Here is a 24,218-nt window from a genome sequence, read left to right as displayed (position 1 = left end):
GCGGGCCATGCACAGTTATGACTATTGGCTGATCATTGCCTTCTTTGCGGTGGTGTTGGTGCCAGCCCCGTTCTTGGGGCGGTTCTATTACAAGGTGATGGAAGGGCAGCGCACTTGGTTCACGCCGGTATTTGGCCCGGTAGAACGCGCCTGTTATCGCTTGTCGGGCGTGGACGAGCATCAAGAGCAAAGCTGGCAGAAGTACATGCTGGCCTTGCTTGCGTTCAACCTCGCAGGCTTCGTGCTGTTGTTCGCGATCCTGCTGTTCCAGGACTACCTCCCACTGAACCCGCAGAAATTGCCGGGTCAGGAATGGACGTTAGCCTTCAACACCGCGGTCAGTTTCATGACCAACACCAACTGGCAGTCCTACAGCGGTGAGGCATCCCTGAGTTACCTCAGCCAGATGGCGGGCTTGACCGTGCAGAACTTCGTCAGTGCCGCCACCGGTCTGGCAGTACTGGTCGCGTTGTGCCGTGGGATCGGTCGCAAATCCACCAAGACCCTGGGCAACTTCTGGGTCGATATGACCCGCGCCACCCTCTACGGCCTGCTGCCGTTGTGCCTGGTGCTGGCGTTGTTCCTGGTGTGGCAGGGCGTACCGCAAACCTTCGCTCACTACGTGGATGCCGTGACGATGCAAGGTGTGGATCAAGTGATCCCCCTGGGCCCGGCGGCCAGCCAGATTGCGATCAAGCAATTGGGCACCAACGGCGGTGGCTTCTTTGGCGTCAACTCGGCGCATCCGTTTGAAGACCCGACTGCCTGGGCCAACCTGTTCGAGTTGGCAGCGATCATCCTGATTCCGGTGGCGTTGGTGTTCACCTTCGGCCACTACGTGAAGGACCTGCGCCAAAGCCGCGCGATCCTTGGCTGCATGCTGGCACTGTTCCTGATCGGCGGCGCGACCTCGCTGTGGGCTGAATACCAGCCCAACCCGACCCTGAACAACCCGGCCGTGGAACAAACCGCGCCGCTGGAAGGCAAGGAAGCACGCTTTGGCACCACCGGTACGGTGTTGTGGTCGGTGACCACGACGGCGGCATCCAACGGTTCGGTCAACGGCATGCAGGACAGCCTCAACCCCCTCAGCGGCATGGTTTCCCTGGTCAACATGATGGTCGGCGAAGTGATTTTCGGCGGCGTCGGCGCCGGTATGTACGGCATGTTGCTCAACGTGTTGATCGCGGTGTTCCTCGCCGGCCTGATGATCGGCCGTACACCCGAATACTTAGGCAAGAAGTTGCAGGCCAAGGAAGTGCAATTACTGGTGGTGACCTTGCTGGTGATGCCGGTTGGCGTGCTGGTCCTCGGTGCCATCGCCGCGAGCCTGCCTGGCCCGGCCGGTGCCATCAGCAACCCCGGCCCCCACGGTTTCAGCCAATTGCTCTATGCCTACACCTCGGCCAGTGCCAACAACGGCTCGGCGTTCGGTGGCTTCAGCGCCAACACGCCGTTCCACAACCTGATGCTGGGCCTGGGCATGTTGATCGGTCGCTTCGGCTACATCCTCCCGGTACTGGCCCTGGCTGGCAGCCTGGCGATGAAGAAGACCGCACCGATCGGCCAGAACAGCTTCCCGACCCACGGCCCGCTGTTCGTGACCCTGTTGACCGTGACCATTTTGCTGGTGGGCGGCCTGACTTTCCTGCCAACGCTGGCGTTAGGCCCCATTGCTGAACACTTGAGCATGGGCTTCTAAGGGGATATGAAAATGAATATGCCTGCAAAAAATGCGGCTCCGGTGCAAACCCAGGAGCCTGCCAAAACCGCCATCTCCGCCCTGTGGCGCCCGGCGCTGGTCCAGGCGTTCGTCAAGCTGGATCCGCGTCAACTGCAACGCTCGCCGGTGATGCTGGTGGTCGAATTGACCGCCATCCTTACCACCGTGCTGTGCTTCGTACCTGACACCGCGGTGCCCACCTATGTCGCGGTGCAAATCGCGGTCTGGCTGTGGTTCACCGTGTTGTTCGCCAACTTCGCCGAAGCCTTGGCCGAAGGGCGTGGCAAGGCGCGTGCCGACAGCCTCAAGGCCGGCAGCGAAGGCTTGAGCGCTCGTCGCAAGGAGGCCGATGGCAGCTTCAAGGTCGTGCCGGCCACCAGCTTGCGCAAAGGTGATGTGGTGCGCGTGGCCGCCGGGGAAATGATCCCCGGTGACGGCGAAGTCATCGAAGGGATCGCGGCGGTCAACGAAGCGGCGATCACCGGCGAATCCGCACCGGTCATCCGCGAGTCCGGCGGCGACCGTTCGGCTGTCACCGGCAACACCCGCCTGGTGTCGGACTGGCTGCTGATCCGCATCACCGCCAACCCCGGTGAGTCCACCCTCGACCGCATGATCGCGCTGGTCGAAGGCGCCAAACGCCAGAAAACCCCCAACGAAGTCGCGCTGGATATCCTGCTGATCGGCCTGACCCTGATCTTCCTGTTGGTGGTGGTGACCTTGCAACCGTTCGCGCACTTCGCCAATGGCAGCTTGCCCCTGGTGTTCCTGGTCGCACTGCTGGTGACACTGATTCCTACAACCATTGGTGGTTTGTTGTCGGCCATCGGCATCGCCGGCATGGACCGCCTGGTGCGCCTCAATGTGATCGCCAAGTCCGGCCGTGCCGTGGAAGCGGCAGGTGACGTGCACGTGTTGCTGCTGGACAAGACCGGCACCATCACCTTTGGTAACCGGCGGTGTGCGGCGGTGGTCGCGGCGCCTGGCGTCAGCGGCAAGGAAGTCGCCGAGGGCGCGTTGTTTGCCTCCCTGGCGGATGACACGGCGGAAGGTAAATCCATCGTTGAATACCTGCGCGCCTTGCACCCGCAGGCCGAGCCCTCTGCGGATGAGCTGACCGCCGTGCCGTTCAGTGCGGAAACCCGATTGTCCGGTGTCGACTACCAGGGCCGTGTGTTCCGCAAAGGTGCGGTGGATTCGTTGCTCGCTTTCATCGGCCAGCAACGCCGCGACTTGCAACCGGCATTGTCGCGGGAAATCGACAAGATCGCCCAAAGCGGCGGCACCCCGTTGCTGGTGTGTGCTGATGGTAAGTTGCTCGGTGCGATCCACCTGAAGGACGTGGTCAAACCCGGCATCCGTGAGCGTTTCGCCGAGCTGCGCAAACTGGGTATCCGCACCGTGATGGTCACCGGCGACAACCCGCTGACCGCTGCGGCGATTGCGGCCGAAGCGGGCGTGGACGACGTGCTGGCCGAAGCCACGCCAGAGAAAAAACTCGCGCGCATTCGCCATGAACAGAACGACGGCCGCTTGGTGGCAATGTGTGGCGACGGCGCCAACGACGCCCCGGCGCTGGCCCAGGCTGACGTCGGCATGGCCATGAATGATGGCACCCAGGCCGCCCGCGAAGCAGCCAACATGGTCGACCTCGACAGCGACCCGACCAAGCTGCTGGACGTGGTGCAGATCGGCAAGGAATTGCTGGTCACCCGTGGCGCACTGACCACCTTCTCCATTGCCAACGACGTGGCCAAGTACTTCGCGATCCTGCCGGCACTGTTCGCCTCGATCTACCCGCAACTGGGCGTGCTCAACGTGATGCACTTGCAGAGTCCGCAGAGCGCGATTCTCTCGGCCATCGTGTTCAACGCGTTGATCATCGTGGTGCTGATTCCGCTGGCGCTGCGCGGTGTGCGCGTGCAAGCGGCGAGCGCGGCGGCGTTGCTGCGGCGCAACCTGCTGATCTACGGGCTGGGCGGGATCCTGGTGCCGTTCGTGGGCATCAAGGCGATCGACATGCTGCTGACTGCGTTGCACCTGGTTTGACCCGAATCCTGTGGGTGCCAGATGGGCGCCCACAGGTTGCAATGACCGAATTGAGGAATCCGAAATGTCCAACATGATTCGCCCGGCCCTGAGCCTGCTGGTGCTCATGACCCTGATCACCGGCGTCGCTTACCCACTGGTGGTAACCGGCGTCGCCCAAGTCGCCTTCCCGGACCAGGCCAATGGCAGTCTGGTGCGTGACGACAGCGGCAAGGTGCGTGGCTCCAGCCTGATCGCCCAGGACTTTACCGGTGACAGCTGGTTCCACCCACGCCCATCAGCGGGCGCTTTCGCGACGGTTTCCAGCAGTGCCAGCAACCTTGGCCCCAGTAACCCGGCGCTGGCGACGCGCATCTTCGATGACGCAAACAAGCAACTGGTACCCAGCCAGGGGCCCGTACCTTTGGCATCGCTGACTACCTCTGGCAGCGGTCTTGATCCACACTTGCCACCGCAGGCGATTGCCTATCAACTGGCGCGAGTGGCGGCGGCGCGGAATGTACCGGTATCGACCTTGCAGCGCTTGCTCGATGAGCACATTGAAAGCCCGCTGGTAGGGCCGCCGGTGGTGAATGTGCTGGCGCTGAACATGGCGCTGGAAAAGCTGTAACCCGATCAATACCTGAAGGACACTGCCCGCATGAGCGACTCCGGCCGCGCCGATGCCCTGTTAGCCGATCTGCCCCGGGACGGCCGTGGCCGGCTCAAAGTCTTCCTCGGCGCCGCGCCGGGTGTGGGCAAGACCTACGCCATGCTCCAGGCTGCGCACACTCAGTTGCGCCAAGGCGTGCGGCTGATTGCCGGCGTGGTCGAGACCCACGGCCGCGCCGAGACTGAAGCTTTGCTCAGTGGCCTGCCGCAACAGCCTTTGTTGCGCAGCGAATACCGTGGCGTGATGCTCGAAGAAATGGACCTCGATGGCCTGCTCGCCGCCAAGCCCAAGCTGGTGTTGGTGGACGAACTGGCCCATAGCAACGCGCCCGGAAGCCGCCATGAAAAGCGCTGGCAAGACATCCAGGAATTGCTCGCCGCTGGCATCAACGTATTTACCACGGTCAACGTCCAGCACCTGGAAAGCCTCAACGACCAGGTGCGCGGTATCACCGGCGTGCAGGTGCGCGAAACCCTTCCCGATTGGGTGCTGCAAGAGGCCGACGAACTGCTGCTGATCGACCTGCCGTCCCGCGAGCTGCTGGAGCGCCTGCGTGACGGCAAGGTCTATGTGCCCGAGCAGGCGCGGGCGGCTATCGATGCGTTTTTCACCCAGACCAACCTCATGGCCTTGCGCGAGTTGGCGATGCAAACCGCCGCCGCCCACGTCGATGACGACTTGGCCCAGGGCTACCGCCAGCTTGGCCAGGCCGCGCCGGCGGTGCGCGGTCGCTTGTTGGTGGGCGTGGATGGCGATGCACAGGCCGAACGTCTGGTGCGCCATGCCAGTCGCGTTGCCCAGCGTCGGCATTTGCCGTGGAGCCTGGTGCATATCGATAACGGCCGTGCGCGGGATGAGCAATCGCGACTGCGTCTGCAAAACGCGCAGCAACTGGCCGAGCGACTGGGCGGTGAGGTGGTGTTGCTGCGGGCGGGGGAGGTGGCCAAGACACTGATCCAGCACGCCGCTGAACGTCGCGCCAGCCTGTTGCTGGTGGGGCAGTCGCGGATGCGATGGCGGCGTCGCTTGTTTGGCGGTGGCCTGGCCGCGCGGTTGTTGCGTAATGCGCGAGGCCTGGAAATCAACGTCCTCGACAGCGACGACATCCCGGCACCGCCGCGTTTGCCGGATGTGCGCGGACTGGTGTGGTTCGACTATGCGCTGGCGGTGGTGGCGACGCTGGTGGCGGCTGCGGTGGCGTGGGCGGTGTCCAGCGTCTTGCCGCTGCCGAATATCTCGCTGGTGTTTCTCGCCGCCGTGTTGCTGGTGGCGGTGCGCAGCAGCCTGGGGCCATCGCTGGTGTGCGCGGCGTTGTCGTTCCTGACCTATGACTTTTTGTTTATCCCGCCGAATTTTTCCTTCGCCATTCAGCGCGAAGAAGATGTGCTGACCCTGTTGTTCTTCCTGTTGATGGCGGCGTTGACCGGCAACCTGGCCGCGCGTCAACGCCGGCAGTTGCAGGCGTTGCGCGATACCCAGGAGGAAACCAGCGAACTGCTCGACCTGTCGCGCAAACTCACCGCTGCCACCGATCGCCAGGCCGTAGTCAGCGCCGCTGCACACCATTTGCAAGGCTGGAGCGACCTGGACCTGTGCCTGGTCAATCGCGATGGGCAGGGCGGTTGGACCATCGAGACCGGCGGCCCGCTGACCCTCACCGAAGCCGAGCGCGCTGCGGCCGATTGGGCCTGGCAGCACGACCAGCCGGCGGGCATGGGCACCGGCACCTTACCGTTCGGGCGTTGGTGGTGGTGGCCGTTGTCGGGTGAGGAGGGCCCGCTGGGGTTACTGGGCGTCAGTCCCAAGCCCGGCCTGGAGTTGAGCGGCCAACGCCGGCGTTTGCTCACGGCCTTGAGCCAACCCTTGGCCCAGGCGTTGGCGCGGGCGCAACTGGCCCAGGAGCTGGAGTCCGCTCGATTGCACGGCGAAACTGAGCAACTGCGCAGCGCGTTGCTGGCCTCGGTGTCCCATGATTTGCGCACGCCGCTGACGTCCATGCGCGGCAGTATCGACAGCCTGTTGGCGCTCGGTGAAGCCATCCCGCTGGAGGATCGCCGCGAGTTGCTGGAAGGCACCCGCGATGAAGCTGAGCGCCTGGACCGCTATATCCAGAACTTGCTCGACATGACACGCCTCGGCCATGGCGCGTTGAAACTGGCGAGGGACTGGGTGTCGCCGGGCGATATTGTCGGCAGCGCCCTTGGCCGTCTGCGTGCAGTGCTGGCGCCGTTGCAGGTGAGCACCGATGTGCCGCCCGAGTTGCCGTTGTTGTATGTGCATGCCGCGTTGATCGAGCAAGCGTTGGTCAATGTGCTGGAAAACGCCGCACGTTTTTCACCTCCGCAAGGTCGCTTAAAGTTGAGCGCTGGAGTTGCGGACAACCAGCTGTTCTTCGCTGTGGCCGATGAGGGGCCGGGCATTCCCGAAGACGAGCGCGCCAAGATTTTCGACATGTTCTACACCGCCGCCCGAGGCGATCGCGGCGGGCAGGGCACGGGCCTGGGCCTGGCGATCTGTCAGGGGATGGTCGGGGCTCACGGCGGGCATATCAGTGTGGCCGACGGTATTGACGGGCGTGGCACCTGCATCACCTTGTTCCTGCCGTTGCCGACACAGCCTGGCCTGGAGCGCGAGGCATGAGCTACCCTGTTTTCTTCACGGATTTTGATGGAACACCATGAGCCAGACCGCGACGATTTTGGTCATTGATGACGAACCGCAGATCCGCAAATTCCTGCGCATCAGCCTGGCCTCCCAGGGTTACAAAGTGATCGAGGCCGGCACCGGCAACGAAGGCCTGGCCCAGGCGGCGTTGAGCAAGCCGGATTTGCTGGTGCTCGACCTTGGCCTGCCGGACATGGACGGCCAGCAGGTGCTGCGTGAGTTTCGTGAGTGGTCGACGGTGCCGGTGCTGGTGCTGTCGGTGCGGGCCAGTGAGGGGCAGAAAGTTGAAGCCCTCGACGGTGGGGCGAATGACTACGTCACCAAGCCTTTTGGTATCCAGGAATTTCTCGCCCGCGTGCGTGCTTTGCTGCGCCAGGCGCCGGCGGGCGAAGCCCAGGAAGCGGCGTTGCGTTTTGGCCCGTTGACCGTGGACCTGGCCTATCGCCGGGTGCTGCTCGACGGTGCTGAAGTGGCGCTGACCCGCAAGGAATACGCGGTGCTGGCCCAGCTGGCGCGGCATCCAGGGCGAGTGATTACTCAGCAGCAACTGCTCAAGGATATCTGGGGGCCGACTCATACCGAGGACAGCCACTACCTGCGCATTGTCGTGGGTCATTTGCGGCAGAAACTGGCGGATGATCCGACCCAGCCACGGTTTATCGTGACCGAGGCGGGGGTGGGGTATCGGTTGTTGAGTGCATGACCGCCGTCAGCTCTGCTCACTTTCATAGCGGTCCAACGTATCACTGGCGATTTCCCGCCCAAGCGCGATCAGCTCCGGCGCCTTGTAGAACTCGAAAAACCGGCACACCCGCTTCGGTACGTTGATCAGCACATCCGGCGGGTAGCCGGCAATCTTGTACTGCGCCAGCGAGGTCTGCATCACCTCGAAGCTCTGGTTGATCAGATCCAGCAGTGACGCCGGGCCGACGTTATCGATGATGAACGAGCCGGTCGCAGACTTCGGTGCCCCCGGCTTTTCGGGTGCGGCAGCAGGTTGTTGGGATTCGGGCTCGGCCGACTCCAGCCACGGGTTGATCTCCGCGGCCTGAGCCTCCAAGGCTTCCTGCTCCAACTTCATTAATTGTTCGGCTTGCTTGCGGCGAAACGGCAGGTGCGAGCCGAGTGACTTGGCCAGGTTGTTGAAGCGGCTCTTGAAGGCGGGCGGGCGCTGGATCACCGGCAACTGGTAGTGCTTCTGGTTAGTGGCGTTGAGGTTGACCGCGATGATCAAGTCACAATGGCTCGACACCACCGGCACGATGGGCAGCGGGTTGAGCAGGCCGCCGTCGACCAGCATGCGGTTGCCTTGCATCACCGGGGTGAACAGGCTGGGAATCGCCGCCGAGGCGCGCATGGCCTGGTGCAGGCAGCCTTCCTGGAACCAGATCTCCTGCTGGTTGGTCAGGTCGGTGGCGACGGCGGTGTAGGGGATGCGCAATTCTTCGATATTGATCTCGCCGACGATCTTGCGGATCTGACCGAAGACTTTCTCGCCGCGAATCGCCCCCAGGCGGAAACTCACGTCCACCAGGCGCAATACGTCGAGGTAATCGAGGCTTTCAATCCAGTTGCGGTAGTCATCCAGCTTGCCGGCGGCGTAGATCCCGCCCACCACGGCCCCCATGGAACACCCGGCGATACAGGCGATGTCATAACCGCGCCGTTCAATCTCTTCGATCACTCCGATGTGCGCATAACCCCGGGCCCCGCCGGAGCCCAGCACCAAGGCAACACGTTTTTTCATGGTCCATGTCCTCCCCAAGGCAGGGGCCCACAATGCACCCATTGAGGGGGCGGCTTCAATCTTCGCGGGCGGCCGGCGATATTTTTCCAGAATAGCCACGGTGCTCGGGTATGCTCTGGTCTGTAGGTACTATCGATTTCAGGCTAAGGACAGGCACTTTTCCATGTAGGCAACGTCTACAACGTACGACTGTTTTTTCTTTTTGAGGTGTCATCAATGAAAGCCTGGATGTGTGTACCTGTGATCATGCTGGCCTTGGCCGGTTGTGCCGGGAAGACCGCGTACCGCGACAGCTGTGGCAGCCAATTGGACGCCGCCTGGAAAGAGCTGGATCTGGCCAAGGCTGAAGGCTTTGCTGGCACCGTGAGCTACTCTAAAGCGTTGTCCCTGCTGACGGGCGCCAAGACCCAGCAACAATTCGAAGCGTTTGAAGGCTGCTCCAACAAGGCCGAGAAAGCGCGGTTCTATATTCGTGAGTCTCGCGCCGGGCGTTGACCTGCAGCAGCGAGTAGGATTTCTCATCAGACAGTGAGGGCAGGATGTCAGCTTTGGTCGATCAGTTAGTCGCTCAGGTCATTGGCCTGGAAGTAGGGTTACTGAGCTGCCAGGCTCGCCTCGCCGCCGTCACCGACGATGAAGCCCTGCATGACCTGCGCACCACCGTGCGCCGTCTGCGCAGCCTGTTGCGCCCCTTGCGTGGATTGCCGGGAGTGGAACAGCTTGAATTGGCCGCCAGTACTGTCGGCCAACTGACGACGCCGCTACGCGACCGCGAGGTGCTGGCGGCGTATTTGCATCAGCATGGTTATCACGAAGCCGCCAACCGGCGTCTGCGTCTGCAACCTGAGGCCTATCGCCAGGTGGCGCAAAGCCCGGAGCTTGCGCATTTGCTGCTGATCCTGGATGCGTTTCCCCGTTTCATCCGCGCGTCGGAGCATCAGAAATTGCTCAAAGGCCTGCGCCCACGCATTCAGAAACGTCTGGCCAAGCAATGGCAGAAACTCGATGAAGCTTTGAAAGACCCTGACCATGATCGCCATCGCCTGCGGTTGTTGATCAAGCGGGTGCGCTATGCGGCCGAAGCCTATCCCGAGTTGGACAAGCTGCCTGCCAAAGCGATGTCGCGCTTGAAAAAAGCCCAAGGCGCGTTAGGCGATTGGCACGATTGCTGGCAATGGCTGGCCCAGGCCGAGCATCAGGCGGATCTGCAACCTTGTGTTGCGGTGTGGCATCGCACCATGGCCAAGGCTGAAGGGCAGGCGGACCGCGTGTTGGACAAACTCAGCGCCGATTGTTTCTGAACCGGTCCGGCTTTTGGCCGGAATAGGCGCTGTACCTGGCGGGTCCGATGGTTAAGATCCCTCATCTGTTCCTTTTGATGTGAGACCGCCATGCGCTTTAGTGATTTGCTCGACGCCGCCCGCAGCAACCCGCTGGATGTCACCATCCCTGCCGAATGGGCTCAGGGTCGCGCAACCTTTGGTGGCCTGGTGGCTGCCTTGCAATACGAAGCCCTACGCGCCCAGGTGCCAACCGATCGCCCGCTGCGGTCGCTGGCCATCACCTTCGTCGGCCCTGTAGCGCCGGACGTTCCTGCCAGTTATCAAGTCGAAGTGTTGCGCGAAGGCAAGGCCGTCAGCCAATTGCTTGGCCGTGTGGTGCAGAACGGTGAAGTGGCGACCCTGATACAGGCCAGTTTCGGTGCGTCCCGTGAGTCGGAAATCGCGGTTGAAAGCGAAGCGCCGCCGGTTTTCAAACATTGGGATGAATGCCAGGAACTGCCCTATATCAAGGGCGTGACCCCCGAATTCATGCGCCACTTGGCGATGCGTTGGAGTGTCGGCGGCTTACCCTTTACCGGTAATAAATCCCGTGACATGGGCGGTTGGGTTCGCTTACGTGGAGATGTCAAAGAGGAGCCGCTGACTGAAGCGCATATCCTCGCCCTGGTCGACGCCTGGCCTCCGGCCTTGCTGCCGCACCTGAAAAAACCAGCACCCGGCAGCACCCTGACCTGGACCATCGAATTCATCCAGCCTTTGCAGGATCTGACGACCCTCGACTGGTGCCAGTACTACGTCAATATCGAACACGCCCGCGACGGCTACGGCCATGCCGCGGCCGCCCTCTGGAGCCCGACCGGCGAGCTGATCGCCATCAGCCGCCAGACCGTGGTGGTCTTCGCCTGACCTCAATGCCGGTGGCGCTGCCGCCAGGCACGCCACCAGCCGCCGCTTAATACAAAACGCGGAAAAGTCACGAACTGCTCGACCACCAAGCGCTGCACCGCATCTTTACGGTCACTGAACGGCTCGCTGGCCTCGGCTTCCAGGCTATGGCCATGACGCTGCAACGCCAAGCCGGCCAGGATCCCGACCACACCCACGGCAAAACTGGCCAGGCTCAAGCTGAAAACCCCGGACACGATCAACAGAAACCCGATGATGAACAGCGGTACGGCAATCAGGTGCAACGCCAAGTTGGTCGGGTGTTGATGGTTCTGCGGGTAGTTACGCCATTGCCAGGCGGGGAGATTGGGGTGACGTTTGCCCATGATGGTGAATCCTCTGTCCGTTGTAATAGCATGGAGAGAGTTTAGGTGGGGTTGGGGGGAGGGGCGAATTGGGGCTGGCTATGGGGGTCATAGCCAGCAAGCTCCTGCCATGTAAACAACTGCTCGATTTTAAGCTTTTCAGTGAAAGCTGGCGTCGATTCTTTCGACCGTTAATTTAACAAAACTCCCGCTCAGTTCTGGATGGTCATAATGGATGTCTTCGTCGCTCAGCGATGTGAAGGTGAGAAATCTCTCGTCACAGAGTTCGCCGTAAAGGATGTAGGAATAGCCAGGATCTATCTTTTCGGCCAACACGCCGCTCGGCTCTACACGCTCAATTACGTAGTCGTCAGCAATGTTTATGGTCAGCTCCACATCATAGAATTTCCCAATTTCTATTTGATAGGGGCAGTAACTTATAAAGCAATTTATGACCGTCCCCTCTATGAGCAGAGTAATGTCTTCTTCTATCTGATCATTGAGTGCTAAAACGCGCACTTTCTTATAGTTATTTGCTGTAAGGTCTGATGGTTTTGTCAGAGGGGTCGCCATTTATCATCCTCCAGAAGTCTTTTCCGCTTTTGGTATGCAAAAATAGTCTCGCTGTTACCGTTTAACAGTCATGGCATGCTTATCCACAAGCTGAATCTGGATCATTGATATATACGGCTGGACCGCAGAGAGAAATATATTTGGCTTTTAATTCGATTGCGGAAGATTTGGACGTGGCTTGTAACTCATAATGGTTTTCGTGTTTGGTTATCACGACCTTTAACGTTTCTCTAGTCGGAATGTTGTTGATTTTGACATCGCTTAAACCTCCACAATCCAAGCCTATTCGGCATGTGTTAAACCCCTTGTTAATCCACTTTTCCGGGGGCGCGTCAGGAATTTCAGAAATGTCAAAACCTAAACCGATATTGGGTCGGTCATTGTCAATGGTCACAGAAAAAAGCGTTATTTCGCCTATTTCTACCGGATAAGTGAATACCTTGTTGAAGAAAATCGTGTTTTCTAGCTCGTTCCAATATTTCATTTTTTATCCTTGAAATAATAATGGTCTCTGGCGCCATCTAATTTTCCATTTCTCGGCCTGTTTTTCGGTCGAAGATTGAAATGCGCTGTTTGATCGCCCTTTCCGTCAGGTGCTGAAAACTTGTGACCAGCTCCGTGATCCTGGATTAGAACCTTTGAGCCGTCCGCCCGCGTGAATTCGTACACTCGAGTCATCACAGGCCTTCCTTGCGCATCCAGAATTTCGTTTTTCTGCTGATCTCTCATTGATACATGTGAATATTGCCTCATTGTCCCTAATCTGGGATCGAGCACGGCATCTGGGTGTTGTGCACGCGGTATTCCCGCATCCGCCTTCGCTTGTTTGAACGCTCCATTCCTTGATACTTCCGGCGCTGACGGCTCGTTAGGTGTGCCACATTCTGGGGTTTTCGTACCTTTAGGTGGGCAGTTGGCATTCAACCCGAGTGGGTCAATCCATCCCGTCGGATTAGGCACGTACTGGTACGCATTGATCCCACCCGCCAACTTCACCGGGTCCGGCGTCAGGTAGCGACCAATATCCGGATTGTAGTAGCGATGACGGTTGTAGTGCAGTCCGCTTTCTGGGTCGAAGTACTGACCCTGGAAACGCAGCGGATTGTCGATCTTCGCGGTGTCTAGACGGGTTGTTTCGCCATAAGCACGATAATGCGCGGACCAGACGATCTCGCCATCAGAAGCGGTGAGTTCCTGTGGGGTGCCGAGGTGGTCTAATTGGTAATGGTAGGGCTTGATTTCTTTTGGGCCGAAGCCTTCCAGCATCGCCAACGGCCGGAAGCTATCGGGTTCGTAGAGGTAGCTGCGGTGGTGCTCCGCGTGGTGTTCGGCGATGAGCTTGTCGCCCTGCCAGAAGAACTCGGTGGTCATGCCATCCACGGTTTTGCTGATGCGACGGCCAAACGGGTCGTAGCGATAGCTGGCGGTCTGGCCGTTGGGTTTTTTAATGCTGATCAGACGATGCTGGCAGTCGTAGCGGTATTCGGTGACGAGTTGATGGCCTTTGCCGCGTCGTTCGCGGATGAGGTTGCCGAAGGCGTCGTAGTCGTAGTGGTGGTCGCCTTGGATCATCAGGCGATTGCCCGCCACGATGTCCGGACCGGGGCGGTCTTGCATGAGAACGTTGCCAGCCGGGTCGTGGCCGAAGCGTTCCTGCACGTCTTGGGAGTGGTCGGCGCGGGTCAGGCGGCCGAGTGGATCGTAGTGGTAGTGGTGTTCACCTTTGCGGGTGTCGAGCAGGCGGGTGAGGTTGCCGGATGTGTCGTAGTGGTACTGGCGCCGATAAATAGCCCCTTCGATATCGCACAGGCCGTGGTTGAACAGGCGTCCCTGGGCGTCGTACTGATAACTGCTGAGTAACTTTCCTTGGCCTCTTTGGTGTTCTCGACCTGCGTCAAATAGATGAGCGGTGAGCGCTTGGCCATTTACCTCGATCCTCTCGAGTTGGCCGCCTTTGATGTGGTTGAACGCAACCCGGTTGTTGTCCGGCAGGCGTAGGTTTTGAAGCTGGCCGCAGGCGTCGTAGGTGTAGCGCAAGGTGCCCCAGCCTTGGTGTTCGGCGGTGAGACGGTTTTGGCTGTCGTACTCGTAGGCCAGGGCCCAGTGGCCGTCTTCGACGCTTAAGAGATTGCCTTGGCGGTCGTAGGCGTAATCGACCAGGTTGCCGTCGGGTAGGGTTTTTCTTACGAGTCGACCGGCATAGTCGCGCTCGTAGCGGGTGACCAACTGACTGCCTTCATCACCGTGTTCGGTCTTTTCCTGAAGGCTGCCGTTGAGGTCGTAGACGTAAGCCGTGCGCTGACCGTCAAACCCGGTTTCCTGTTGGATCAGGCCATTGGCGTGATACTGGAGCCGGTAGGTTTCGCCCACCTCGTTTTCGATCTCGGTGAGCAACAACCTGACGTTATCGTAACGGTATTTGACCTGAGTGCCATCAGCGTTGATGCGACGGCTGATCAGGTGCAGGCCATCAGCGTATTCGTAGCGGGTGACCTGGCCGAGTTCATCGCGTTCGGAGGTGATTTTTCCGTATGGGTTGTAGCTGTATTCCCGTGTGGCACCGCCGGGCTGAGTCAGTTTCAGCAAGCGGCCTGCTGCGTCCCATTGATACTGGGTCAGCGCGCCATGCTCGTCCTCACGCGCAACTTGCCGTCCAAGATCGTCATAGCGATAACGCTTGATTCCTCCAGTCGGCAACTGCTCCTCAAGCAACTGCCCACGCTCATTCCAAACCAGCCGATGACAGCTGTGATCCGGCAGCCAAACCTGCGTCAGTTGCCCGAATTTGTTGTAGCTGTACTCAGTCGAATTGCCGTCAGGATCGGTCTTACGCGTAACGTCACCCTGATCATTACGCTCATACTTCCAAACCGCCTGACCCCGGCTTACAACCCGTACGAACCCATTGTCATGCTCGTAGGACGTTGGTTCATCGTCCCCCGGAAACAGCGCCACCAAACGTCCAGCTTCGTCGTACTGATACGCCGTAATCGCGCCCAGTGGATCCTGCTCAACCGTCAGCCGACCTTTCTCATCGTAGGATTTGAAGTGCTCAGCGCCATCAGGATCCACCCGCTGCACCAGCCGCGCCCGCTGGTCATGCACATAGACTTCCTGACTGCCATCGGCGTTAAACACCGTGACCTGGCCGTTATCGTCCCAGGCATAGCGCGTGTCCATCTGCGAGAAACTGGCCCAATGCCGGACACATCGCGCCGCCTTACCAGACCTTTCCCACTCCCAGAAAAAACTCGCCCCACCGGCCAAACCACGCTCAAGAATGACGTGCTGCTCGTCGTACCGATAAACCTCACTTTCGCCTACCGCATTGGTCGCGCAAACCAGCCGCCCAAGATTGTCATAGGCGTAGGAAACAACGTTCTGCTCCGTCACCCAGACAAACGGACCGTCATCCACCGCCCGCTCAATCTGGTAATCCACCGCCACAATGCGGCCCGACGCATAGCGCAAAAACAGCGAGCGCCCCACGCCGTTATCCAGCCGCTCAATCTGCCCCAGGTAGTTACGGAAAATGCGCAGCCGGTTGTCATACACATCGCTGATCGCCGTCAGCACACCGTCGCGGAAGTGGTAGAAACGTGCCCCTTGAGACAGGACCAATTCATCGGGTAAAGCGCCCAGATAAATCGCGGCTTCCGCCAGGCTATTGGTAATCGCCGGCCGAGAAACCGTGGGCAAGGGCAGGGTAGTCGTGCGGTTCTCATGATCCGTCCACACCACCGAATCACCGGACACACTCAGCCGGTGCGCCAGCGAGTGACTCCAGCCAAACCCCAGCCCGCAATCCACTTCCACCGCACTGGTGCGATACAGCCGCGTCCACTCAAACGGCAAGATTCCGTCCAGCGTTCCGTCGGTCAGCGTCAGCAGTTCCTCGCCCGTAACCATCGAAACCGGGCAACCGTTGGTGGCGGTCTTGTCCGAAGGCGCAGCCGCATCCCCAGCCGGGTTTCGAGCAGAAGCCGGCACATCCTCGACAGGCTCCTGGCGCACCAACACCGTCCGCTGCCCAACCTTGTCGCGCACCAACGGCACAGGATTCGAAACCACCTGATCCCCAGCCTTCAGCGGCACAGCCGGAATTGTCCGAATCGGCGTCGCCGGGCTACCCAGCAGCAGCGGCTTTGCCACTTCGACATGCGCGTCCAACCGAGGCCCAACCAACTGATCGGCCAACATCTCAAGCCACTTACGCACCCGACCCGACTTGATATGCCCCAACACCTGCATACCCAGCCGAACCTGCACGCCCATGCCCCGCGTCGCCCAGATCAAAAACAGATTGATCAGCACCTCGCCGGTAATCTCGCCCACCAGTTCATACATCTCCGGCGGCGGCAGCATGCGTATCCACGCGACCATCGCCGACAGATAGATGAACAACAGCGGCTCGTCGCTCAGCAGCAGCAGGCCATGGGCGATGGCGTCCTTGCCCAGTTTCATCAACTCGTCCAGCTCGGCCTGGGTGATGTACTTCAGTAGCTTCTCGCTATTGGCCTTGAGGTCCGCCAACAGGTCGTACAGCTGTGTGAAATTGTCCCAGAGGCTGTAGAGCGCCTTGCCAATCCCACTCGCGAACGCCACGCCTTGCATCGCACTGCGCTCGAACGGCGTGGCGTTGGCGAAGTCCTTCCATCGCGGCTTGAAGGTCTTCGTCCATTCGTCACGCAGGCGTTCTTCCAGCCCGACGATCACCGACTGATAAGACGCATACAGCGCCTTGACGTGTGCCTTGGAAACGTTGGGATAAAAAGTGATCTGGTAACGCTGGTCGCGGATGCAATCGCTGACTTCAAGAATGCCGCTGGCATCGATGGTTCGACGGATAGGGTCACCGAATGGCTTGCCGTCCGATCCAATGGCTTGCAGCATCACTGGCGTATTGCCGATGGGCACAAACCGCGTGCTTTCAAACATATGCACCAGGGTCAACGAGCCCTGGGCCTTGCAAACGGCCACCGTGCGATGGGTTTTTTTGGAAGGCGCCGGAGCGACGAGGGACACGTCCTTGCCGACCTTGAATACCTGCTCCACCTCCAGCGCCGAGCCGCTCCAGAAGCTTTCGGCCCATTCGTCAAATGAGTTCAGGCACGTGCGAAAGTCCCGAAAGACGCTTTCCACGTCCGGCTTTTCGGCATCCATAGGGGAGAGGACGAACTGCGCAATAACCGGAATCATGAAGCGGCCCCGTTGAGTGGGGCACAGGAAAGGTGCATCGGCGGTCCCTCGCGCTGATTGATCAGGCGAGAAACTTTGGAGTGGTTGGTAGGGAAAAGAAGTCGGCGTTATTCGCCGGAAGAGCTAGGAAGTTTCGCCAAAACCTCGGACAAACCGAGGCTTTGTTGTAGGCGGGGGATTACAGGGTGAATAGTCCTACAGCTTCAACTGCCCGATCGCCTTGCTCAACTCTCCGGCCAGGGTGGCCAGTTCATTGCTGGTGGTGGCCGAATCCACGGTCTGCTGCACGGTGTTCTCGGTCACGTCGCGAATGCTGACGACGGCGCGGTTCATTTCTTCGGCCACGTGGCTTTGCTGTTCGGCGGCGACGGCGATCTGGGTGTTGCTTTCGCGCATCTGCGCCACGGCGCTGGTGATTTCGGCGAGGGCGGCGCCGGCTTCCTGGGCTTGCTGCACGCAGTCGTCGGCCTTGAACGAGCTTTCCTGCATGAAGTCCACCGCGTCGCGGGTGCCGGCTTGCAGGGCCGAGACCATGCGGGTGATTTCGTCAGTGGAGCTTTGCACGCGCTTGGCCAGGTTGCGCACTTCGTCGGCGACCACGGCAAAGCCACGGCCCATTTCCCCGGCGCGGGCGGCTTCGATGGCGGCGTTGAGGGCGAGCAGGTTGGTCTGCTCGGCGATGCTGTGGATCACGCTGACTACGCCGTTGATTTTCTGGCTGTCCTCGGCGAGCTTCTGGATCATTTCGGCGGTTTGTTGCACGCCGGTGGACAGGCCGGCAATCGAGCGCTGTACGCGGCTGACCACTTCCTGGCCGCTGCCGGCGAGGGTATCGGCAGTCTGGGACAGATCCCTCGTGGCACCTGCGTGCTGGGCGATGTGATAGACGGTGGCGGTCATCTCGTTGATGGCGGTGGCGGCCTGGTCGGTTTCGCTCTGCTGGCCGAGCATGCCGTGTTGCACCTCGTTCATGCTGCTGGCCAGCCGTGCGGCGCCATCATCCAGTTGCTGTGCGGTGCGTGCCACGGTGTTCACCACGCGCTGGTAGCCGGCCTGCATCGCGTTGAACGCGCTGGCCATTTGGCCGACTTCGTCTTTGCACGCCAAGGGCACGCGGGCTGACAGGTCGCCGGTTTTCTCTACGTGCAGCATCACGTCTTTGAGGGTGTTGAGCTGGCTGAGCAGGAAGCGGATCAGCAATTGCGAGGCGCCAAGCATCGCCAGCATCAGGATCATGACCGCCACCGCATAGTTGGCGAAGCGCTCTTCGAACACCTGGCTCAGGCTGGGCGCGTAGGCGAGGACGGCCACGTATTGGCCATCAGGACGGGCGACGACGTCGGCGCCCATCAACGGGTTCTCGCCGAACACAGGCATGTGGTTGAGTTCGACCCAGCCGGTAGCGCTGCCCAGGGCTGACAGATCCTGGTCGGCCAGGTGTGGGACTTGGCCACGCTTGAACGTCAGCCAGTGCTCGCCCTTGGGCAGTGCCTCACCAGCCGGCCAGGCGCCAAGCAGCCGCGCTTGTGCCTGCGCCGAGGCGAGGGACGCCGTGCTGCGCGCCTGCTGTTCAAGCTGTACGGCATACAGCACCAGCAGCAGGGTGGTGATGAAGGCGACCGCGTTGACGGCCCAGAATTTGTACTTCAGCGAGATATTGCTAAGCCAGGCACCCATGGAAGGTTTTCTCTGATAGCGGAAACAGCATTGGCAAGGTGCCATTATTGTGCCGCTATCCAGGTAGCCTGGTTTTGACGTGGGTCAATGCGCCGCATCAGTCCATTTCTGGCAGCCCAAAAAAGCGACGGGCGCATGCCGTGCTGTGTCTGGCGAGGTCTTCCATGCTTTCGTTGCGGTGCAGGGCGACTTCGCGCAGGACTTCCGGCAGATACGCCGGCTCATTCCGGCCACTTTTCGGCTTTGGCCTTAGGGTGCGCGGCAGCAGATAAGGGGCATCGCTTTCCAGCATCAGACGGTCGCCGGGAATTTCTCTGACCAGTGGATGCAGGTGTGTCCCACGACGCTCGTCGCAGATCCAACCGGTGATGCCAATGTGCAAGTCGAGATCGAGGTAGCTGAACAACGCTTGCTGTTCGCCCGTAAAGCAATGCACCACGGCGGCGGTAAGGTGGTCGCGGTAGTCCTTGAGGATCTCCAGCAGGCGCTGATTGGCGTCACGTTCGTGGAGAAACACCGGCAACTTCAGCTCGACGGCCAGGGCTAGATGTTCTTCGAGGACTTTTTCCTGTTGTGGTCGCGGTGAAAAATCCCGGTTGAAATCCAGCCCGCATTCACCCACCGCACGTACGCGGCTTTCGCTGAGCAAAGCGCGCAGACGCTGGGCGCTGTCGCCGTTCCAGTCGCTGGCGGAGTGGGGGTGGATGCCGGCGGTGCTGAACAGGCGCTGGCCTCTTTCATCGAGTTTTTCGCACAATTGCAGGGCTTGTTCGCTGCCCTCGATGCTGGTGCCGGTGAGCACCAATTGCTGTACGCCAGCGGCATAGGCGCGGTCGAGTACAGCTTGATGCTTCTCGTCGAAACTGGGGTTGGTCAGGTTGACGCCGATATCAATGAGTTGCATGGTGCTATCTCCGCCTGCGGCCGGAAAGCATATCAGAGCTGTAGATTTATAAGAAAAACGAAGAACTACAACGAGTTATAGCTGTCTTTGAACGTCGCAAGCGACATTGTGGTTGGCCCGCCGCCCGCCATCATGCCGCCGTTGCGTACCTTGCCAGCGCATAAAGCGCTCTGTTTCTGACCCCCACCGCCCGTTTTTCGCGAGGGCGTTGGCCAGTATTCTTTTCCGGAGAGCGGATGATCCGACCCTCGGCGTTGCTTATGTTGTGCCTGACGTTGCTGCTGCCCATGGCGGCGGTCGCGCGTCTGGACGGGCCGCTGGAAGTGACCAAGCCCGGTAAGGTCCGCGACCTGGCGGAGATACGCGCCAGCCGCACCCTGCGTGTATTGGTCAACCAGAGCCGAAACAGTTCCGGCGAGGTCCAGGGCCAGGCCATCGGTGTCGAATACCACCGCCTTCGCGCGTTCGAGCAATACCTCAATGGCCATGCCCGCGATGGCCAGGAAATCAACCTCAAGATCATTCCCAAGGCCAAGGACCAGTTGCTCGGCGCGCTGGCCCGTGGCGAAGGCGACCTGGTCGCTCCGGGTGAATTGCTGGACGTAAAGGCTGCACACAAGATTAGCACCAGCGACCCGATTGTCAGCGATGTACCGCTCTGGCTGGTGGGTGTGAAGGGTGAGCGGCGTTTCACCAAATTGGAGCAACTGTCTGGCCGCACACTGGCGTTGACCACCGGCAGCGCGGCGGCGGATGCCATCAGCCAGGTCAACCAGAAGCTGGCGCTGCACAAGCAACCGCCGGTGAAAGTGGAGTGGGTGGACCCGACCCTGGCCGTGGAGGATGTGCTGGAGATGGTCCAGGCCGGCATTTTTCACCTGACTATTGTTGAAAAACCGATTGCCGAACGCTGGTCGAAGATCTTGCCCAAGTTGCGCTTCGATAAGCAGGTGGCGATCAGCGAGCCGGGCGACGAGTACTGGTTCGTACGCCAGGATGCTTCGATGCTGCGGGCCAGCATTGATCGCTTCCTAAAAACTTACCGGACCCCTTCCGACCAGGATGTGGCGTTCCAGCGTATCTACCGTCGTCTCTATCAAGTGCGCAATCCACTGGCTCGGGTCGACCGTCAACGCCTGGAAAAACTGCGCCCGGTGTTACAAAAGCATGCCCGCGAGCAGGGCATGGATTGGCTGAACCTGGCGGCACTGGCCTTCAAGGAGTCCGCTTTGGACCCTGGCGCGCGCAACAGCGGCGGTCCCACCGGCTTGATGCAAATCACCCCTTCGGCAGCGCAGCGGGTAGGGGTCAACAACATTGAGAGTCTCGACAGTAATGTGCAAGCGGGCGCGCGCTACCTGGCGATGATCCGTCGCAAGTTCTTCGCCAGCCCCAAGCTCAATGAGCGTGAGCGCATGGCCTTTGTATTGGCGGCCTACAACATGGGGCCGGAGCGGGTGCAGGGCATGCGCACTGAAGCCAAGCGGCGGGGGCTTAACCCTAATCAGTGGTTCTTCCAGGTTGAACGCATTGCCATGGAGCAGGTAGGGATGGGCGGCGTCAGCTATGTTAATAGCGTCAACAAGTACTATTTGGCGTTCGATCGGGAGCGGGAGTCTCTGGAGCCGCCAGCGCCGAAAATCGCCTCACGGAAGTAATCGATTTTATCGATGTTAATCAGGCATTTTTTCGGCTTTTATCATTGCCTAAACTGATTAATATAGCGGCCAACCAACCCCTACTTAGAAAAGGATTATCACCATGAGCCCACTGATCAACAGCATCCTGTCCACCCGCGCCGGTTACGGCCTGACCCTTCTGCGCATCGTTGTCGGCATCATCTTCGCCGCTCACGGTTCGCAGAAACTCTTTGGCTGGTTTGGCGGCTACGGCCTGGCGGGTACTGCGCAGTGGATGGAAAGCATCGGCCTGGCGCCGGGTACCCTGATGGCGCTGTTGTCGGGCGGCACCGAGTTCTTCGCGGGTTTGGCCTTGATCATCGGCCTGCTGGTTCGTCCTGCGGCATTGGGCCTGACCATCCTGTCGCTGGTGGCGATCTTTTCGGTGCATATCCATAACGGTCTGTTTATGGCCAACAACGGTTATGAGTTCGCCCTGGCACTGCTCGGTGGCTCGCTGGCGGTACTGCTGGAAGGTGCTGGCAAGCTGTCTGCGGATCGCGCCATCGCCAACTGATCTGCGTAGAACCCTTAAAAGGCCCGCCCTGTGCGGGCTTTTTGCTGATCGGGATTCTTGACACCGCCCCACCGGCTTCTCTAGGATGCCGCTCATGCGCCGATTTAAACAGCTAATTGCGGGGCGCCACGGGTGATCGTTATCGGTCCCGACAGAAGCATGTTCCATGCTTCGAAATTCCGCTAAAGCGCTGGTTCGGTGTTGCCTCTCACCTGCCCGCAGACTTTTGAGGCAGAGACACGACACGATGAATGCACTACGCCCCCTGATACGCCTGGCCCCGATCACCGCGGACCTCACTCAACGCAATCCAAAAATTCTCCTGGGCGGCAAGCACCAGCCGACGCTATTGCGTTACCTGGATGGCTGGCCGCGTCGCACGGGTCGACCTTCGGCGTTCCTGATCCAGTTTGTTGAAGACGGCGACTCCCTTGCACGTTTTGCCAGCAACAGTTTTGACCTCGCGGTTATCCAGGCGCCAACTGCCGACGACGCCGATGAGGTCATTCGCCAGTTGACCCGCATTGCCCGGCAAGGGCTGATCGCCCGTCGTTGAGCGTTCAGTGAAAGACGCTGCCGGCTTTCAGCCGGCGACGGCGTTGGCCCAGAAAGACCAGCCAGGCGATCAGGCATAAGATCACGGGTATCGCAAAGGTCACCGTCAGTTTTATAACCCACTCCAGTCGACGCACCTGGGCATAGGCTTCGTCCTCCAGGGCATGCAACTCCATGGGCAAGCGCAGACGTTCCTTGTTGAGTGCCTGCAGCCGAGTGGTGGTGTCCACGGGCTGGGTGCCAAGGGCGGTTGTCCACGGGCTAAGTCGCTGCCATTCCTGCTCCGTGCGCTGTAGGCGCCGTTCCAATTCGCTGGCTTTTACGCGATAGGCCTGTTTCGCGGCGTTGCGCGTGCTCTCCAACCTGTTCGGCGACGTTTCCTGCGGCACACGTGGGCGTATGGCGGCGAGTGTGTTGGGTGCGGACAGGTTGTCCAGCGTATTCAAGACAAACAGCGCGTTGCCGTCGGGTGCCGAGTCATTGACCTTATCCATGAGCATGTCCGTGTCAGCCACCACCACGACATGAATCTGTGCGGCCTTCTGCAAACCGGGCGGCTGCCCCTTGATGCCATCGGGAAATACCGAATAGCTCGGCCCCTCGATGCGCGCGGCGATCACATGAGCTCGTTCCTGCTTTGACGCCCCTTCAATCAATGAGTCGATGCTGGCTGCGCTTGTGAGGCCGTTGGCGTCCAACAGGACAGACTGTTCGGAGCTTTGCAGGAGCGGGGTGAAGGTCGTGCGGCTCTTGCTCAGTGGAGAGAGGGCGCCACTGCTCGATACCGTCACCCTATTGAGGTTCCATGTACTGATGTCATGGATGTTCATCGCCTGTCGGGGCAGGTTCAATCGGACCTGATTGGGCGCGCCCGATGTCTCCCTTGGCGTGTAGACGTCGTCAACCACCAACTTGTCCACTGGCATTTGGACACCCCAGGCAGCCATCAACTCGCTCACCCGAGTGTTGCCTGGGGGGAGGTTTGGGCGTTGTTCAGTCAAAGGGTCGACAAACATCATTAATCTGCCGCCCCTCAAGACAAATTGTTCAATGGCATACAAGGTTCGCTCAGACAATGCCTGAGGGTGCACGACCATCAGTGTTTTGATGGGCTGGGGGACGGATGCGGCAGTCGGCTCCAGATTGACCAAGTCGAATTCCTGCCTTAGCTCCTGCAACAACCGGCCTGCGGATCCGTCCATCGCCAATCCCGCCAATAGCCCGATGACCGGGCGTTCGGGGTGCTGCAATTTATAGAGCAGATGGCCGATTTCATACTCAAGCAGTGGCTCCTGGTCGAGGCTGAAGGAACCAATACGTCGCACACCGTGACCTGCTCGGGAGCCGATAAGACCGAGAAACCCGGCATTATCGTCGAGCCCGGAGAGCCGGGCTTTGTAGGCGTCCTCCGAAAAAGGCGCTGGTTCAATCAGGTGCAGGTTGATCATGCCATTGGCTGTTTCCTCGTACTCCTTGAGCAGCTCTTCAATACGCTTGCTGTAGCGTTGCACCGCGTAGCTTCTTTTGGGGGCGTTGGCGGAGTTGAAGTAATACAAGTCGAGCGGGTCTTCCAGTGTGGTGAGCAGCTGTTTTACGGCAGGTGCCAAGGTGTGAATTTTTTGCTCAGAAAGGTCCCACCGTATATCAGGAAGTTTACCTATCCAAACCAGATTGAACGCTAGGAAAAGCAGGAAGGTGACGGTAAGTGTCATGCCGGTGCGCAGCGAGGACCGCATTGAGGATTTC

Annotated in this window: 19 protein-coding genes; 11 read left to right on the top strand and 8 right to left on the bottom strand. The window is 60.0% G+C overall.

Annotated elements, in window-relative coordinates; genetic code table 11:
• Positions 1–7: 7 nt before the first annotated feature.
• From kdpA to ACP7BX_RS01125, 5 genes are all read left to right on the top strand, one after another.
• A complete protein-coding gene (gene kdpA, locus ACP7BX_RS01145; RefSeq protein WP_426132027.1) occupies positions 8–1,702 on the top strand; it encodes a potassium-transporting ATPase subunit KdpA in 1,695 nt (564 codons plus the stop codon).
• 12 nt (positions 1,703–1,714) lie between these two features.
• Positions 1,715–3,772, top strand: coding sequence for a potassium-transporting ATPase subunit KdpB (gene kdpB / locus ACP7BX_RS01140; RefSeq protein ID WP_177111598.1), 2,058 nt, complete (start codon positions 1,715–1,717; stop codon positions 3,770–3,772).
• 64 nt (positions 3,773–3,836) lie between these two features.
• Positions 3,837–4,382, top strand: a complete 546-nt coding sequence (kdpC, locus tag ACP7BX_RS01135; RefSeq protein ID WP_038844521.1) for a potassium-transporting ATPase subunit KdpC — start codon at positions 3,837–3,839, stop codon at positions 4,380–4,382.
• Positions 4,383–4,412: 30 nt separating this feature from the next.
• The gene (locus ACP7BX_RS01130) at positions 4,413–7,064 is read left to right on the top strand and encodes a DUF4118 domain-containing protein (protein WP_426132028.1); all 2,652 of its coding nucleotides are present in this window, start codon (positions 4,413–4,415) and stop codon (positions 7,062–7,064) included.
• A gap of 37 nt (positions 7,065–7,101) precedes the next feature.
• Positions 7,102–7,791: a response regulator gene (locus tag ACP7BX_RS01125; protein ID WP_010211910.1), complete on the top strand. Its 690-nt coding sequence runs from the start codon at positions 7,102–7,104 to the stop codon at positions 7,789–7,791.
• 6 nt (positions 7,792–7,797) lie between these two features.
• Here ACP7BX_RS01125 and ACP7BX_RS01120 read toward each other — a convergent pair whose 3' ends face one another.
• Positions 7,798–8,835: a patatin-like phospholipase family protein gene (locus ACP7BX_RS01120; protein WP_038844524.1), complete on the bottom strand. Its 1,038-nt coding sequence runs from the start codon at positions 8,833–8,835 to the stop codon at positions 7,798–7,800.
• A 216-nt stretch (positions 8,836–9,051) separates the two neighbouring features.
• Here ACP7BX_RS01120 and ACP7BX_RS01115 point away from each other — a divergent pair, with 216 nt between their 5' ends.
• The 3 genes from ACP7BX_RS01115 (at position 9,052) to ACP7BX_RS01105 (ending at position 11,024) form a co-directional block, all read left to right on the top strand.
• On the top strand, positions 9,052–9,330 hold the full coding sequence (locus ACP7BX_RS01115; RefSeq protein ID WP_003172685.1) for a hypothetical protein: 279 nt from the start codon (positions 9,052–9,054) through the stop codon (positions 9,328–9,330).
• Positions 9,331–9,374: 44 nt separating this feature from the next.
• Positions 9,375–10,136: a CHAD domain-containing protein gene (locus ACP7BX_RS01110; RefSeq protein WP_426132029.1), complete on the top strand. Its 762-nt coding sequence runs from the start codon at positions 9,375–9,377 to the stop codon at positions 10,134–10,136.
• 90 nt (positions 10,137–10,226) lie between these two features.
• Entirely contained in the window at positions 10,227–11,024 is a 798-nt protein-coding gene (locus ACP7BX_RS01105) for a thioesterase family protein (protein WP_314531377.1), read from the top strand.
• Between the two features lie 2 nt (positions 11,025–11,026).
• On the opposite strand, the gene ACP7BX_RS01100 is transcribed toward ACP7BX_RS01105, so the two are convergent.
• From ACP7BX_RS01100 to ACP7BX_RS01075, 6 genes are all read right to left on the bottom strand, one after another.
• Positions 11,027–11,389 carry an Mpo1-like protein gene (locus ACP7BX_RS01100; protein ID WP_010211905.1) on the bottom strand — a complete coding sequence of 121 codons (363 nt, stop codon included), beginning with the start codon at positions 11,387–11,389 and terminating at the stop codon, positions 11,027–11,029.
• Between the two features lie 138 nt (positions 11,390–11,527).
• Positions 11,528–11,941: a hypothetical protein gene (locus ACP7BX_RS01095; RefSeq protein WP_426132030.1), complete on the bottom strand. Its 414-nt coding sequence runs from the start codon at positions 11,939–11,941 to the stop codon at positions 11,528–11,530.
• Positions 11,942–12,020: 79 nt separating this feature from the next.
• Positions 12,021–12,425: an Imm50 family immunity protein gene (locus tag ACP7BX_RS01090; RefSeq protein WP_426132031.1), complete on the bottom strand. Its 405-nt coding sequence runs from the start codon at positions 12,423–12,425 to the stop codon at positions 12,021–12,023.
• Positions 12,422–17,140: an RHS repeat-associated core domain-containing protein gene (locus ACP7BX_RS01085; RefSeq protein WP_426172745.1), complete on the bottom strand. Its 4,719-nt coding sequence runs from the start codon at positions 17,138–17,140 to the stop codon at positions 12,422–12,424. Before ACP7BX_RS01085 ends, ACP7BX_RS01090 begins: the two co-directional genes overlap by 4 nt.
• Positions 17,141–17,335: 195 nt before the next feature.
• Positions 17,336–18,817: a methyl-accepting chemotaxis protein gene (locus tag ACP7BX_RS01080; RefSeq protein ID WP_426130504.1), complete on the bottom strand. Its 1,482-nt coding sequence runs from the start codon at positions 18,815–18,817 to the stop codon at positions 17,336–17,338.
• A gap of 97 nt (positions 18,818–18,914) precedes the next feature.
• Positions 18,915–19,721, bottom strand: coding sequence for a TatD family hydrolase (locus ACP7BX_RS01075; protein ID WP_426130502.1), 807 nt, complete (start codon positions 19,719–19,721; stop codon positions 18,915–18,917).
• A gap of 236 nt (positions 19,722–19,957) precedes the next feature.
• Here ACP7BX_RS01075 and ACP7BX_RS01070 point away from each other — a divergent pair, with 236 nt between their 5' ends.
• From ACP7BX_RS01070 to ACP7BX_RS01060, 3 genes are all read left to right on the top strand, one after another.
• A complete protein-coding gene (locus ACP7BX_RS01070; RefSeq protein ID WP_314531391.1) occupies positions 19,958–21,379 on the top strand; it encodes a transglycosylase SLT domain-containing protein in 1,422 nt (473 codons plus the stop codon).
• Positions 21,380–21,482: 103 nt separating this feature from the next.
• Complete coding sequence (locus tag ACP7BX_RS01065) at positions 21,483–21,917, top strand: DoxX family protein (protein ID WP_061435832.1); 435 nt, start codon at positions 21,483–21,485, stop codon at positions 21,915–21,917.
• Between the two features lie 247 nt (positions 21,918–22,164).
• Positions 22,165–22,473: a hypothetical protein gene (locus ACP7BX_RS01060; RefSeq protein ID WP_061435833.1), complete on the top strand. Its 309-nt coding sequence runs from the start codon at positions 22,165–22,167 to the stop codon at positions 22,471–22,473.
• A 4-nt stretch (positions 22,474–22,477) separates the two neighbouring features.
• Here the strand turns inward: ACP7BX_RS01060 and ACP7BX_RS01055 are convergent, their stop codons facing one another.
• On the bottom strand, positions 22,478–24,208 hold the full coding sequence (locus ACP7BX_RS01055) for a Gldg family protein (RefSeq protein ID WP_426130499.1): 1,731 nt from the start codon (positions 24,206–24,208) through the stop codon (positions 22,478–22,480).
• Positions 24,209–24,218: the final 10 nt, after the last annotated feature.

Origin of the sequence: Pseudomonas sp. DWP3-1-3b3 (assembly GCF_049896305.1) — a bacterium.
Lineage (GTDB): Bacteria > Pseudomonadota > Gammaproteobacteria > Pseudomonadales > Pseudomonadaceae > Aquipseudomonas > Aquipseudomonas azotoformans_A.
Note: the sequence above shows the minus strand (reverse complement) of the source record. Positions and strands in the feature narration are given on the sequence as shown.

Bases quoted from the DNA above. Each gene is read 5' to 3' on its own strand.
- kdpA (WP_426132027.1), top strand. From the start codon at position 8: ATGCACAGTTATGACTATTGGCTGATCATTGCCTTCTTTGCGGTGGTG.
- kdpB (WP_177111598.1), top strand. From the start codon at position 1,715: ATGAATATGCCTGCAAAAAATGCGGCTCCGGTGCAAACCCAGGAGCCT.
- kdpC (WP_038844521.1), top strand. From the start codon at position 3,837: ATGTCCAACATGATTCGCCCGGCCCTGAGCCTGCTGGTGCTCATGACC.
- ACP7BX_RS01130 (WP_426132028.1), top strand. From the start codon at position 4,413: ATGAGCGACTCCGGCCGCGCCGATGCCCTGTTAGCCGATCTGCCCCGG.
- ACP7BX_RS01125 (WP_010211910.1), top strand. From the start codon at position 7,102: ATGAGCCAGACCGCGACGATTTTGGTCATTGATGACGAACCGCAGATC.
- ACP7BX_RS01120 (WP_038844524.1), bottom strand. From the start codon at position 8,835: ATGAAAAAACGTGTTGCCTTGGTGCTGGGCTCCGGCGGGGCCCGGGGT.
- ACP7BX_RS01115 (WP_003172685.1), top strand. From the start codon at position 9,052: ATGAAAGCCTGGATGTGTGTACCTGTGATCATGCTGGCCTTGGCCGGT.
- ACP7BX_RS01110 (WP_426132029.1), top strand. From the start codon at position 9,375: ATGTCAGCTTTGGTCGATCAGTTAGTCGCTCAGGTCATTGGCCTGGAA.
- ACP7BX_RS01105 (WP_314531377.1), top strand. From the start codon at position 10,227: ATGCGCTTTAGTGATTTGCTCGACGCCGCCCGCAGCAACCCGCTGGAT.
- ACP7BX_RS01100 (WP_010211905.1), bottom strand. From the start codon at position 11,389: ATGGGCAAACGTCACCCCAATCTCCCCGCCTGGCAATGGCGTAACTAC.
- ACP7BX_RS01095 (WP_426132030.1), bottom strand. From the start codon at position 11,941: ATGGCGACCCCTCTGACAAAACCATCAGACCTTACAGCAAATAACTAT.
- ACP7BX_RS01090 (WP_426132031.1), bottom strand. From the start codon at position 12,425: ATGAAATATTGGAACGAGCTAGAAAACACGATTTTCTTCAACAAGGTA.
- ACP7BX_RS01085 (WP_426172745.1), bottom strand. From the start codon at position 17,140: ATGATTCCGGTTATTGCGCAGTTCGTCCTCTCCCCTATGGATGCCGAA.
- ACP7BX_RS01080 (WP_426130504.1), bottom strand. From the start codon at position 18,817: ATGGGTGCCTGGCTTAGCAATATCTCGCTGAAGTACAAATTCTGGGCC.
- ACP7BX_RS01075 (WP_426130502.1), bottom strand. From the start codon at position 19,721: ATGCAACTCATTGATATCGGCGTCAACCTGACCAACCCCAGTTTCGAC.
- ACP7BX_RS01070 (WP_314531391.1), top strand. From the start codon at position 19,958: ATGATCCGACCCTCGGCGTTGCTTATGTTGTGCCTGACGTTGCTGCTG.
- ACP7BX_RS01065 (WP_061435832.1), top strand. From the start codon at position 21,483: ATGAGCCCACTGATCAACAGCATCCTGTCCACCCGCGCCGGTTACGGC.
- ACP7BX_RS01060 (WP_061435833.1), top strand. From the start codon at position 22,165: ATGAATGCACTACGCCCCCTGATACGCCTGGCCCCGATCACCGCGGAC.
- ACP7BX_RS01055 (WP_426130499.1), bottom strand. From the start codon at position 24,208: ATGCGGTCCTCGCTGCGCACCGGCATGACACTTACCGTCACCTTCCTG.